Source organism: Streptomyces sp. NPDC052773 (assembly GCF_044547145.1).
In the GTDB taxonomy this organism is placed as follows: domain Bacteria; phylum Actinomycetota; class Actinomycetes; order Streptomycetales; family Streptomycetaceae; genus Streptomyces.
Window position 1 is genome coordinate 40,168 of record NZ_JBITZX010000016.1, and the last position, 12,206, is coordinate 52,373.

General features: G+C 70.8%; 10 protein-coding genes and 2 pseudogenes. 7 read left to right on the forward strand and 5 right to left on the reverse strand.

The genetic code is table 11. The features are described from left to right. Positions 1 to 196: 196 nt before the first annotated feature. The 4 genes from ACIG0D_RS28885 (at position 197) to ACIG0D_RS28900 (ending at position 3,263) form a co-directional block, all read left to right on the forward strand. Positions 197 to 586 carry a VOC family protein gene (locus ACIG0D_RS28885; RefSeq protein WP_399806475.1) on the forward strand — a complete coding sequence of 130 codons (390 nt, stop codon included), beginning with the start codon at positions 197 to 199 and terminating at the stop codon, positions 584 to 586. A gap of 127 nt (positions 587 to 713) precedes the next feature. After that, on the forward strand, positions 714 to 980 hold the full coding sequence (locus tag ACIG0D_RS28890) for a hypothetical protein (protein WP_399806477.1): 267 nt from the start codon (positions 714 to 716) through the stop codon (positions 978 to 980). Between the two features lie 208 nt (positions 981 to 1,188). Beyond that, a complete protein-coding gene (locus ACIG0D_RS28895) occupies positions 1,189 to 1,650 on the forward strand; it encodes a DUF485 domain-containing protein (RefSeq protein ID WP_399806479.1) in 462 nt (153 codons plus the stop codon). Then, positions 1,647 to 3,263, forward strand: a complete 1,617-nt coding sequence (locus tag ACIG0D_RS28900) for a cation acetate symporter (RefSeq protein WP_399806481.1) — start codon at positions 1,647 to 1,649, stop codon at positions 3,261 to 3,263. The genes ACIG0D_RS28895 and ACIG0D_RS28900 overlap by 4 nt, the downstream gene beginning before the upstream one ends. An 84-nt stretch (positions 3,264 to 3,347) precedes the next feature. On the opposite strand, the pseudogene ACIG0D_RS28905 reads toward ACIG0D_RS28900, so the two are convergent. Both ACIG0D_RS28905 and ACIG0D_RS28910 read right to left on the reverse strand, forming a co-directional pair. Next, positions 3,348 to 5,766: pseudogene (locus ACIG0D_RS28905) on the reverse strand (SpoIIE family protein phosphatase). Between the two features lie 307 nt (positions 5,767 to 6,073). Beyond that, positions 6,074 to 6,538 carry a MarR family winged helix-turn-helix transcriptional regulator gene (locus tag ACIG0D_RS28910; protein ID WP_399806483.1) on the reverse strand — a complete coding sequence of 155 codons (465 nt, stop codon included), beginning with the start codon at positions 6,536 to 6,538 and terminating at the stop codon, positions 6,074 to 6,076. 152 nt (positions 6,539 to 6,690) lie between these two features. Between ACIG0D_RS28910 and ACIG0D_RS28915 the strand changes: the two genes are divergently transcribed. The 3 genes from ACIG0D_RS28915 (at position 6,691) to ACIG0D_RS28925 (ending at position 10,573) form a co-directional block, all read left to right on the forward strand. Further along, positions 6,691 to 8,178: an MFS transporter gene (locus tag ACIG0D_RS28915; protein WP_399806485.1), complete on the forward strand. Its 1,488-nt coding sequence runs from the start codon at positions 6,691 to 6,693 to the stop codon at positions 8,176 to 8,178. Between the two features lie 61 nt (positions 8,179 to 8,239). Beyond that, positions 8,240 to 9,166 carry an NADP-dependent oxidoreductase gene (locus tag ACIG0D_RS28920; protein ID WP_399806487.1) on the forward strand — a complete coding sequence of 309 codons (927 nt, stop codon included), beginning with the start codon at positions 8,240 to 8,242 and terminating at the stop codon, positions 9,164 to 9,166. A gap of 87 nt (positions 9,167 to 9,253) precedes the next feature. Continuing rightward, positions 9,254 to 10,573: an aldehyde dehydrogenase family protein gene (locus ACIG0D_RS28925; protein ID WP_399806489.1), complete on the forward strand. Its 1,320-nt coding sequence runs from the start codon at positions 9,254 to 9,256 to the stop codon at positions 10,571 to 10,573. Here ACIG0D_RS28925 and ACIG0D_RS28930 read toward each other — a convergent pair. The 3 genes and pseudogenes from ACIG0D_RS28930 to ACIG0D_RS28940 all read right to left on the reverse strand — a co-directional run bounded on the left by ACIG0D_RS28930 (position 10,566) and on the right by ACIG0D_RS28940 (position 12,170). Next, entirely contained in the window at positions 10,566 to 10,694 is a 129-nt protein-coding gene (locus tag ACIG0D_RS28930; RefSeq protein WP_399806795.1) for an SDR family oxidoreductase, read from the reverse strand. The two genes, ACIG0D_RS28925 and ACIG0D_RS28930, sit on opposite strands and share 8 nt — an antisense overlap. A 110-nt stretch (positions 10,695 to 10,804) precedes the next feature. Continuing rightward, positions 10,805 to 10,936, reverse strand: a pseudogene (locus tag ACIG0D_RS28935) (SDR family NAD(P)-dependent oxidoreductase); the annotation flags it as partial. Position 10,937: 1 nt separating this feature from the next. Beyond that, positions 10,938 to 12,170 (reverse strand): acyl-CoA dehydrogenase family protein, encoded by a 1,233-nt coding sequence (locus tag ACIG0D_RS28940; RefSeq protein ID WP_399806491.1) that lies wholly within the window; start codon positions 12,168 to 12,170, stop codon positions 10,938 to 10,940. Positions 12,171 to 12,206: the final 36 nt, after the last annotated feature.

The following is a 12,206-nucleotide window of genomic DNA, read 5'->3' on the forward strand; positions in this document are numbered from 1 at the left end:
CCCCGCATCCCGGGTCTGGTTCATCACCGGGGCCAGCCGAGGCCTCGGCCGCGCCTTTCACCCTTCACCGGCTGCGGACTGAACGACCGCCGACCCCATCGCGCGGCGGCGGTTCACCCGCGAACCGCCCTGCTGTGCCCCTGCCCTTCCACCAACCCCACCGGTGATCCGGACCCCCCTGACAAGGAAAGACGACGTGAACATCACCGCCACCACCATCGCGCTCACCATCGACGATGTCGCCGCCTCCCAGGCGTTCTTCACCACCCATCTCGGCTACACCGTCCGGGCCGAGGCCGACGGTTTCGCCTCCCTCACCCATTCCGCCGCGGCGGACATCGTGCTCCTCGCCCGGGGCACCCAGGTCCTGCCGCCCGAGCAGCGCGACCGGCACGCCGACGGCCTGATCGTCGCCTTCACCCTGGCCGCCGGCCTCGACGACGAGGAGAAGCGGCTGCGCGACGCCGGAGTCGAGATCACCCTGCCGCTGCGCGAGGAACCCTGGGGCGAACGGCTGTTCCAGATCACCGACCCCAACGGCGTGATCGTCCAGTTCGTCGAGTGGGCCACGCCCGCCGACGCATGACCCGTGACGCGCCGGGCGGCAACCGTCTCAGACCGTCTGGCGCGCCACAGCGCGACATGGTGAACCACCTCCACCCGACCTCCGTCTTCCCACGCGACCGTCATCACGCACGACAGAGGAACGGACCGTGACAGAGACAGGCGTTGAGCAGGGCCGCGACGAGCGGAGTGACATCCCGGGGCCTTGGTGGGCGGACCCCGGCACCTGGGGCGCGGTCGCGCTGATCGCCCTCGGCGGTCTGTCGGCCGTATGGGCCTCCTTCCGACTGCCCGGCACCCCGCAGAACTTGGCACCCGCCTACTACTGGGCCGCCAAGTCCGTCGCCTTCGGCCTGGTCCTCCTGGGCACCACCTTGCTGGGCCGCCGCCACGCCCGGGCCACACGGGGACGGTAGGTCCGGCGCCACCTTCGGGGCCGCTGTTTCCCTCCAAGCAGCCTCCTAGGGCCGGCGTCCCCAGAGCCGCATCCGCATCCGCATCCGCATCGACCCCGAAACGTGATCCACCGCCTGCTTACAGGCATGCCGACCAGTCGGTATGGTGCGCCGCTGAGCCACTCCCCGTTCCCCTGCACGGATCCGAGCCGTAGCGGAAGGCCAGGCGATGACACACCCCGACCAGAACCGGTATCCGCCATCAACGTCACCGGGATGGCCCCGGACACACACCGATCGCCCGTCACACGGATACGACGTCCCTCCTGGGTACGGCCAGGACGGGCGATCCCCTTGGGACGAGCCGTATGCGGAGGGGATCCATCAGCACGGCGCCGACCTCGCCGCCCTCCGCTCGGCCTACCGCCTCCTCCGCCGCGTCTCCACGCTCACGGCACTCGGCTCCTTCGTGGTGTACGTCGTGCTGTCCTGCGGCGCCCCGGACCTGATGGGGTCCAAGATCGCTGGAGAGCTGAGCCTGGGCATGGCCCTGGGGATCCTCCAGCTCGTCGTCACGTTCGCGGCGGTCTTCTGGTACGGACGCAGCGCACGACGTTCGGTGGATCCGTTGGCCCGCACCGTCAGGGAGCAGGCGGTCGCCGCCGGCGGAAACCCCGGGGTGACGAGATGAACGACTTCAGCTCCGGGACGCAGGCCACCGTCCTTCTCCTGTTCACCGTGCTCGTCACCCTCACGCTGCTCATGTGCGTGATGGCGGGGCCGGACCGCGACGACCTGACGAACTTCTACACCGGCTACCGCTCGCTCACCCCGTTCAAGAACGGCCTGGCCATCGCGGGCGACTACATCTCCGCGGCCACGGTGCTGAGCACCACCGGCATCATCGCGCTCACCGGATACGACGGCTATGTCCTCGCGGTCAGCACCGCCCTGTCCCTGGTGCTGCTGATGTTCCTGCTGGCCGAACCCTTGCGCAACGCCGGCCGGTTCACCATGGGTGACGTGCTGGCTCGCACCCTGCCCGGGCGGGCCGTGCGGGTCGCCGCCTGCATGGTGACGCTCTCGGCGACCGTGCCCTTCCTGGTCGTCCAGCTCTCCGGGGCCGGGTCGCTGCTCACCTTCATCCTGGACCTCCCGCACATGGCGGGCGTCAGGACGGGCAGCATCGTCATCGTCGGCAGCCTGATGATCGTTTACGCGGCGCTCGGCGGCATGAGAGGCACCGCGCTCGTCCAGATGGTCAAGATCGTATTTCTGCTCGCGACCAGCCTTGCCGTCGCCGCCCTGGTGCTGAACCGTTTCGACTGGAGCCCTGGCGAGGTGCTCAGGGCCGCCCAGCAGGGCAGCGGCGCGGGCCCCGCCTTCCTCCAGCAGGGCCTCCAGCTGGGCACCTCGGCCGGTGAACGGCTGGACTTCATCGGGTTCCAGATCACCGTGGTCCTCGGCGTGGCCTGCCTGCCCCACATCACCATGCGTCTGTACTCGGCGCAGGACGTGCCCGCCGTACGTCGCTCCATGTCGTGGGCGGTCGGTACGGTCACCACGTTCTGCCTGCTCGTGATCGTCATGGGGACGGGCGCGGCGGCGCTGGTGGGGTCGCAGTCCATCACCGCGGCCGATCCACAGGGCAGGACGTCGGTGCTCTTGCTGTCGCAGACGCTCGGCGGAGGACCCGGATCCATGGGCACGACGATTCTCTACTCGGCCGTGGCGGGCATGGTGTTCATCACCCTGCTGTCCTCGGTCGCGGGAATGACCCTGGCCGCGGCCTCGTCGCTCGCCCACGACCTGTTCGCCCATGTGGCACGGCGGGGGCAGGTGGAGCCGCGTACGGAGATGACGGTGGCCGTGTGGACGAGCGTGGCCGTGGGAACCGTGGCCATCGGGCTGGCCACCCTGGTCCAGAACTGGAACGTCGGCGTGCTGACCACGCTGGCCATCTGCGTCGGGGCGTCGGCAGTGGCGCCCGCGCTCACCTACTCGCTGTTCTGGCGGGGGTTCACGCGCACCGGCCTGCTCGCCACCCTCTACGGCGGCGCGGCCTGCGCGCTGGTGCTGATGGTCTTCTCCAAGGCGGTCTCGGGCACGCCGTCCGCCATCTTCCCGAACGCCGACTTCCACTGGTTCCCCATGGAGTCCACCGGACTGGTCTCCATCCCGTTCGGCTACCTGGCGGGCTGGCTGGGCAGTCGGCTGGACCACTGGCGCCGTCCCGCCGACAGCCTCGAGAACCGGCGGCTGTACGAGGAGAGCGAGGCCCGGCTGCTCGCCGCGGCCGAATGACCACGGCGGCCCGGGCGGACCGCGGCGGCATCGGGCCTCCGCCGCGGTCCGCCCGGGCCCACGTTCCGACAAGGCCCGAAACCGTCAGGTGGACATGCCGGCCAGCGGTTGTTCGGTCCACACGATCTTGCCCTCGCGGGTGTATCGGGTGCCCCAGCGTTCGGTCATCTGGGCCACCAGGAACAGGCCGCGCCCGCCCTCGTCGGTGGTACGAGCGTGGCGTAGGTGGGGTGAGGTGTGGCTGGTGTCGCTCACCTCGCACACCAGACACCGTTCCCGGATCAGCCGCAGGGTCGCAGGACCGCCGGCGTAGCGGTAGACGTTGGTGACCAGTTCGCTGGCGATCAACTCGGTGCTGAACGCCAAGTGCTCCAGACCCCATTCGGTCAGCTTGGCGGAGGTCAGGGCCCGGGCCCGAGCGGCACTGGCGGGCTCCGGCGGCAGACACCACGAGGCGACATCGTCCGGTGGCAGCTTGCGCGTGCGGGCGATCAGCAGAGCGACGTCGTCGCTGGGACGCGAGGGCACGAGCGAGTCGACCACCGCTTGGCATGTCCGTTCCAGCGCGTCGGCGGGGCGGGTGAGCGCCGCGCGCAGCTTGGCCAGGCCGGCGTCGGCATCGACGTGGCCTTCGCCGATGAGTCCGTTGGTGTAGAGGCACAGCAGGCTTCCCTCGGCCAGTTCGACGTCCCGTGCCTCGAACGGCAGGCCGCCCAGGCCGAGCGGTGGACCTGCGGGCAGGTCCAGTAGAGACACCTGTCCGTCCGGAGCGGTCACCACGGGCGGCGGGTGGCCGGCGCGAGCCAGGGAGCACCGCCCGGAAACCGGGTCGTACACGGCGTACAGGCAGGTGGCGCCGACGACCTGCTCGCCCACGGGCGGTTCGCCGACTGCCTCCTGTTCGGCCGCCAGGAGGTCGACCAGATCGTCGAGGCGGGAGAGGGACCTCGTCCGGTTCCAGGTCGAGGCTGGCGAGGGTGTGTACGGCGGTACGCAGCCGCCCCATGGTGGCGGCGGCGTGGATGCCGCGTCCCACCACGTCGCCGACGACGAGGGCGACGCGGGCCCCGGACAGGGGAATGACGTCGAACCAGTCGCCGCCCAGGCCGGGAGCCGCGCTGGCCGGCAGGTACCGCAGGGCCACCTCGACGGCCGACTGGTCCGGGACCGCCCGAAGCAGAAGGCTGCTCTGCAGGGTGAACGCGGTCTGCTGCTGCTGGGTGAAGCGCCGCGCGTTGTCGATGGCGACGCCGGCGCGCGAGGCGAGCTCCTGGGCGAGGGTGAGATCGTCCGCCTCGAAGGGATCGGGGCGGCGCGACCGCCACAGGGCCATCACTCCGAGCACCAGGCCACGTGCGGCGACAGGGACCACGATCAACGAGTGGGCGCCCAGCTCCGGGGCGTGGGCCCCCTGGCGGCCTTCCGCCGAGAACCAGTCGGGCGGGAGCACCGGTTCCAGGACGGGCTGCCCTTCGGCCAGGCATCTGGCCTGGGGTGTGTCCGGCGCGAACTCCATCGGCCTGCCCTCGCCGTGGCGCGGGCCGACGTGGGCACCGACGCCGCTGGTCCCCACGCGTACCACCGGCCCTGCCAGGGGCCGCGCCGCTTCCTCACCACGCGTCACAGGCTCCAGCAGGTCCACCGAGGCGTGGTCGGCGAGGTGGGGCACCATCACCTCGGCGAGTTCCCGGGCCGTCTCCGCCACGTCCAGGGTGGTGCCGATACGGCCGCCGGCCTGGCCGAGGAGCGCCAGCCGGCGCTGGGCGCGATGGCGTTCGGTGATGTCCTCGATCATCTCGGCCACACCCAGGATGTGGCCGGAGGGATCCTCCATCGGGAAGGACGAGACCATCGCGACCCGCTCGCGCGCCGGATCCTGCTCCAGGCGTGCGAACTGCTCGGAGTAGACCAAAGGCCTGCGGGTGTCCATCACTTGGCGCACCCGTTCAACCGCCCTGCGCGCGTCGTCGGGGAGGAGGAAACAGCCGGTGGGCAGCCCCCGGAAGCCGGCTGCCGGGATGCCACTGAAGCGTTCGACGGCCCGGTTGACCCGGAGAAGTCTCAGGTCGGGGCCGTGGACGGCCAGGCCGATCGGGCACCGGCGGTACAGCCCCTCGAGAACCGCGCGGTCCCTTTGCCACTCCAGGACGTCAGCCGCGAGTGCCCCGGCGAGGACCCACTCACGGACCCGGCCGTCGCGCGAGAGCGCGTGGGCCCTGAGCCCCACCTCCACGAGCCGCCCGTCGCGGTGCCGCACGGTGAGCGTCCCGAACCAGCCGCCGGCTCTCCCGCAGCTCGCCGCGGCCTCCCGGACGGCCGGCAGATCGCGAGGATCGACGAGGACGTCGAATGCCGGACGACCGATCACAGCCGTGTCCGGATGACCGAGCAGTTCCTCGGCCCGCCGGTTCCATCCGACCACGGTGCCCCGGTCGTCCAGGACCTCCAGGGCGGCGAGGTGCAGGGCGAACGGATCGTCGTGGCTTTCGCTGAGCTCCGTCATCCGCTTCTCCACCGCTGGACACCACCTTGTCCTCGGTCGCTTCCCCGAAGCACGCTGACCTGCTGCTGCCATGCAAGCCTATTGATTCGGCGGCGCCACGGCCTCGCCCGTCGAGTGGCACGGCGTGGCGGGCGCCGCGCCCGGCGCGGACAGGGCGGGGAGTGCGGCCCTCACGGCGTTGTGCGGCGGGAGGCGGCGGCCTGTGCTCGCCTCGGAGGCCGTGCCGCTCGCCGACGCGGTGTCGACGACCGCGTGGTCTTCGCGAACCCACGCGGGGTGACATACAGCGGACGGCGGCCCGCCGCGATCAGGTGGTCTCCTCGGGGTGCAGGCGCCCCAGCAGCTCGTAGAGACTGCGGCGCCCCTCCTCGTCCAGACGCGCGAAGGCTGCCGAGGTGGCCCGCATGTCGGCGCGGATGAGGCGGACCGCCTCCCTGCCCTCTTCGGTGGCGACCACGTTCTTGATCCGCCGGTCTGTCGGGTCGGCGTGCCTGGAGACCAGTCCACGCGCCTCCAGCCGGTCGACGAGTCCGGTGATGTTGGAGGCGTCGCAGCCGAGCCGCCCCGCGAGGGCGCGCATGGGCAGCGGTTGCCGGAGCAGGATCAGCATCTTGGCCTGCGTCATGGTGAGGCCGTGCAGGGCGGCTGCCGCTGTCAGGTCCCGGTAGTAGCCGGCAGCGGCGCGTGCCAGGCGCTCCATGAGTGCGTCGTGGGCAGGGTCGCTGTCCGGCGCAGCGGAGCGGTCGGCGGGCGCGGGGGTGGTGTGGGCCATGCCTCAAGTGTAGGTGACCTTCAATGTTTGACCTCCTCAACCATTGAGGTCTACCGTCTCCGTCATCGCTTGACTTCATCAAGCATCTGGTCTCGACAGTCCCCGTCGGGTTCCCGCCACCCTGCCCCGCCCCGTACCGGAGAACAGCACCCGTGTCACAACCCCTTGCTCCGCCGCACGGCCGACGCCGAGCCCAGACCGCGGTCATCCTCGCCCTGAGCCTCGCCGCGATGATCGTGTCGATGATGCAGACACTGGTGGTGCCGATCCTCGGCCTGATCCAGAACAGCCTCGGCGCCAGCTCCGCCGAGGTCAGCTGGGTCACCACCGCGACCCTGCTCTCGGCTGCCGTCTTCACCCCGCTGCTCGGCCGCATCGGCGACCAGCACGGCAAGAAGCCGACCCTCATCGCCGTGCTGGCAGTGATGATCGTCGGCTCCGTCCTGGCCGCCACCACCGACTCCCTGGTCTGGCTGATCGTCGGCCGCGTGTTGCAGGGCGCCGCCACCGCGATCTTTCCGCTCGCCCTGTCGGTGCTCCGCGAGGAGGTCTCCGCCCACCGTCTGCCGGGAGCGATGGCGCTGGTCAGCGGCACCCTGGCGTTCGGCAGCGGTTTCGCACTGGTCACCACCGGTCTGCTGACGCGCGGCGCGGACGCCGACTACCACCACGTCTTCTGGCTGGCCACCGGCCTCGCGGTGGTCACTCTGCTCGCCGTCGCCCTCCTCGTACCGGCGAGCCGTACCAAGACCGGCGGACGCACCGACATACTCGGCGCCCTCACCCTCGGCCTCTTCCTCGTTCTCCTGCTGCTGCCGATCTCCCAGGGGCACGAGTGGGGCTGGACCTCCGCCCGTACGCTGGGCAGCTTCGCCGGGGCGGTCGTCATGGCGGGTGTCTGGAGCCTCACCGAGAGCCGCGTCCGCGAACCCATGGTCGACATGAGGATGTTCCTCCACCGCCCGGTGCTCTTCAGCAACCTCGCAGGCCTCTTCGTGGGATTCGGGATGTTCGCCCAGTTCCTCGGCATCTCCTACCTGGCGCAGGTGCCGAGGGACGTCGCGGGCTACGGCTTCGGCGCCTCCGTTCTCCGCGCCTCCGTCGAGTACCTGCTGCCCGGCACGATCGCGTCCCTCGTCGTCTCCCAGTTCGGTGGCGTACTGATCCGCAGGATCGGACCGCGCCTCACCCTCGCCCTCGGCGCGGTGACCGGCATCACCGGGTTCTCGTGGCTGGCCGCCGCACACTCCTCGACCCCCTCGGTCATCGGTGCCGGGATGGCTGTCGGCACGGCCATCAGCCTCGGCTACGCCGCGATGCCCGCCCTCATCGTCGCGGGGGTGCCACCCCACCAGACCGGCATCGCCAACGGCATCAATTCCATCTCCCGGTCCGTCGGCAGCGCGATCGGCAGCGCGCTGATCACCTCACTGCTCGCCTCCCGGACCATCGAGAACCTTCCGGCCGGAGTCCCCCCGCTCCCCGCCGAGAGCCAGTTCACCCTGAGCTTCACCCTCGGCGGTATCGCCTTCGCCTTCGTCCTGGCCCTCTCGCTGGCCGGCCTCAAGCGGGGAGAGCAAGCGCCCCGGGCGGCACACCTGCCCGCGACGGAACCGGCCGCTGCCACCACCGCTGCCTGATGAGCCCCACCTCGATCCGCACCACCGCACCACCGCACACCACATCAAGGAGTAACCCCCCATGAAGGCCATCACCTACCGCACCTACGGCGGCCCGGAAATCCTGGAGTACGGCGACGTACCGAACCCGAAGCTCGGCGTGGACACCGTGCTGGTCCGCGTGAAGGCCGCCTCCGTCAACCCGGTCGACTGGAAGATCCAGGCGGGGTACCTGGACGCCGTCATGGACGCCGTCTTCCCCGTCATCCCCGGCTGGGACATGGCCGGCGTCGTCGAGGAGACCGGCATCGGGGTCACCGAGTTCGCTCCGGGCGACGAGGTGATCGGCTACGTCCGTGAGGACTTCGTCTCCCGCGGGACCTTCGCCGAGTACGTCGCCGCCCCGGTCCGCACGCTCGCCCGCAAGCCCGCCAACCTCTCCTTCGAGGAGGCCGCCGGCCTTCCGCTGGCCGGGCTCACCGCGTACCAGGCGCTGACACGATCCCTGCGGGTGCGGGCCGGCGACACCGTGCTGGTGCACGCCGCGGCGGGTGGCGTCGGCTCTCTGGCCGTACAGATCGCCAGGTCGCTCGGCGCCCGGGTCATCGGCACCGCCAGTGAGTACAACCACGCCTACCTGCGAGAACTCGGAGCGGAGCCGGTCGCCTACGGCGAGGGCCTCACCGACCGTGTCCACGCCCTCGCCCCGCAGGGCGTGGATGCCGTCCTCGACCTCGTCGGCGGGGACGCCCTGAAGGTCTCGCCAGGGCTGCTCGCCCAGGGCGGCCGCCTGGCCTCCGCTGTGGACGGCGCCGTGCTCGGCCTCGGTGGCGGGTACGTCTTCGTACGGCCCGACGCCCGGGACCTGGAGGCTCTCACCGGGCTTGCCGAGCGCGGGGAGCTGCGGGTGGACGTGGCCGCCGTGTTCCCGCTCGAGCAGGCGGCCGACGCCCAGCGCCTCAACCGCGAGGGCCACACCCGCGGCAAGATCGTCATCACCGTCGCCTGACCCCTGACCCCTGACGACGCCGACGCCCGGGCTGCCCGGCGGCGCGGCCACAACGCCCCGTCCCCCTACCGCACCTGTGAGGAAATCATGAACAATCCCGCGCCCGAGCAGCCCGCCGACCTCGTCGCCCGGCTGCGCGCCACCTTCCGCGCGGGCAGGACCAAGCCCGTGGCATGGCGCACCGAGCAGTTGCACCGGCTGCGTACCCTGCTCACCGAGCAGGGGGAGACATTCGCCGAGGCACTGCACGCCGACCTGGGAAAGAGCTCCACCGAGGCTTACCGCACGGAGATCGACTTCGTCATACGCGAGATCGACCACACCCTGGAGCATCTCGACGGCTGGCTGCGCCCCGAACCGGTCCCGGTGCCCGCGTTCATCGGTGAGGCGAGTGCCTGGACGCAGTACGACCCGCTGGGTGTCGTACTGGTCATCGCCCCCTGGAACTACCCGGCGCAACTGCTGCTGTCCCCGGTGGCCGGTGCCCTGGCCGCGGGCAACGCGGTGGTCGCCAAGCCCAGCGAACTGGCCCCGGCCACCTCCGCCGCCCTCGCCCGCCTCGTGCCGCGGTACCTCGACACCGACGCGGTCGCCGTGGTCGAAGGCGGGGTCCCGGAGACCACCGCCCTGCTGGAGCAGCGCTTCGACCACATCCTCTACACCGGCAACGGCACGGTCGGCCGCATCGTGATGGCCGCGGCCGCCCGGCACCTCACGCCCGTCACCCTCGAACTGGGCGGCAAGTCCCCGGCGTTCGTGGACCGGGGCACCGACCTGGACGCCGTCGCCGCCCGGCTCGCGGCCGGGAAGTTCCTCAACGCCGGGCAGACCTGCGTCGCGCCCGACTACGTCCTCACCGACCCCGGGACCGCGCGTGCTCTGGAAGCCGCCCTGACCAAGGCCATCGACGGACTGTACGGGTCCGACCCGGCTGCCTCCCCGGAGTACGGCCGTATCGTCAACGAACGCCACTTCGACCGGCTGACCGTTCTCCTCGACTCCGGCCGTCAGGTCACCGGCGGCGCGTACGACCGCGGGACGAAGTACATCGCGCCGACCGTCCTGGCCGAGGTGTCACCGGACGCGCCCGTCATGCGGGAGGAGATCTTCGGCCCGATCCTCCCGATCGTCCAGGTGGCCGGGCTCGACGAGGCCATCGACTTCATCAACGACCGCGACAAGCCGCTGGCGCTGTACGCGTTCACCGAATCGGACACCACACGGGACCGGCTCGCCGCCGAAACGTCCTCCGGCGGCCTCGGATTCGGCCTGCCGCTGGCCCATCTGACCATCTCCGACCTGCCGTTCGGCGGCGTCGGCGAGAGCGGCATGGGCAGCTACCACGGCCGCCACTCCGTCGAGACCTTCAGCCACCGCAAGGCCGTCCTCGCCAAGCCCCTCAGCTGATCCCGGCTCCTTGCCTGAACGGGAGCGCGTCACCGAGCAGTTGCCCGCCGTCGATCACCATCGTCTCGCCGGTGATCCAGCTCGCGGCGTCCGAGACGAGGAAGGCGACCGCGGAGGCGATGTCGGCGGGCTCCCCGTGCGGCCCACCGCCACCGAGGCGGACACGGCCTCGACCGCGTGCGCACCGACGCCGACCGCTGTGCCCTTGACCTGGGCCGCGGCGGCGTCCGCCGCCTCCTGGGACCGGGAGGTGAGGACGACGTTTCCGCCGGCCGCGGCGATGGCCTGGGCGATCGCCGGCCCGATGCCGCGCAAGGCCCCGGTGACGACGGCGGTGCGACCGGTGAGATCGAGTCCCGCCATCTCAGCTCAACGCCGCCGTCGCCGCCGCGTCGCGGTACCGCCGCAGTTCCTGCTTGGCGATGGCCCGCTTGTGCACCTCGTCGGGACCGTCCGCGAGCCGCAGCGTCCGCAGATGCGCGTACATCATCGCCAGGGGGAAGTCGTCGGTCACTCCCGCTCCCCCGTGCACCTGGATCGCGCGGTCGACGATCCTCAACGCGATGTCGGGGGCGGCCACCTTGATGGCCGCGATCTCGGTGCGCGCCTCCTTGTTCCCGACCGTGTCCATGAGATACGCGGCCTTGAGCGTGAGCAGGCGGATCATCTCGATGTCGATCCGCGCTTCGGCGATCCAGTCCTGGATGTTGGACCGTTCGGCGACCGGACTGCCGAAGGTCACCCGTGACTGCGCGCGCCGGCACATCAGTTCCAGCGCCCGCTCGGCGGCGCCGATGGCCCGCATGCAGTGGTGGATACGACCGGGCCCGAGCCGGGCCTGGCTGATCGCGAAACCCTCACCCTCGCCCTTGAGCAGGTCCTTGGCCGGCACCCGGACATCCTCGAAGATGATCTCCGCGTGTCCCTCGCGATCCGCGTACCCGAACACCGGGAGGTTCCGGACCACGGTGATGCCGGGGGCGTCGATCGGGACGACCATCATCGACTGCTGGCGATGCGGGGCCGCCGTGGGGTCGGTCTTGCCCATCACGATGAGCACCTTGCAGTTCTTGTGCATCGCGTTCGAGGCGAACCACTTGCGGCCGTTGAGCACGTACTCGTCGCCGTCGCGCTCCATCCGCAGCTCGATGTTGGTGGCGTCGGAGCTGGCGACACGCGGCTCGGTCATCGCGAAGGCCGAGGCCATCGTCCCGTCGAGCAGGGGCTTGAGGTACTTCTCCTTGTGCTCGTCGGTGCCGAAGAGGGTGAGTACCTCCATGTTGCCGGTGTCGGGCGCGTTGCAGTTGCACGCCTCGGGGGCGATGTGGCTGCGGCCCATGATCTCCGCCAGCGGCGCGTACTCGAGGTTCGTCAGACCGGGGCCCCACTCCGGGTGCGGGTGGAACAGGTTCCACAGTCCGCGCCTGCGTGCCTCCGCCTTGAGCTCCTCGAGGACCGGCGGGTGGAAGTGCGGGTCACCGGAGGCGCGCATCTGCTCGTGGTACACCGCCTCGGCGGGGTAGATGCGGTCATCCATGAACTCGAGCAGATCCGCCTGGTACTTCTTGGCGCGGTCCGACATCTCGAAGAGGGACATCCGAACTCCTGACGGGTAGGGAGGGAAAGTCGGGCG

Excerpts from the sequence above, each read along its gene's own strand:
- ACIG0D_RS28940 (WP_399806491.1), bottom strand. The coding sequence starts at position 12,170 with ATGTCCCTCTTCGAGATGTCGGACCGCGCCAAGAAGTACCAGGCGGAT.
- ACIG0D_RS28925 (WP_399806489.1), top strand. The coding sequence starts at position 9,254 with ATGAACAATCCCGCGCCCGAGCAGCCCGCCGACCTCGTCGCCCGGCTG.
- ACIG0D_RS28920 (WP_399806487.1), top strand. The coding sequence starts at position 8,240 with ATGAAGGCCATCACCTACCGCACCTACGGCGGCCCGGAAATCCTGGAG.
- ACIG0D_RS28910 (WP_399806483.1), bottom strand. The coding sequence starts at position 6,538 with ATGGCCCACACCACCCCCGCGCCCGCCGACCGCTCCGCTGCGCCGGAC.
- ACIG0D_RS28900 (WP_399806481.1), top strand. The coding sequence starts at position 1,647 with ATGAACGACTTCAGCTCCGGGACGCAGGCCACCGTCCTTCTCCTGTTC.
- ACIG0D_RS28895 (WP_399806479.1), top strand. The coding sequence starts at position 1,189 with ATGACACACCCCGACCAGAACCGGTATCCGCCATCAACGTCACCGGGA.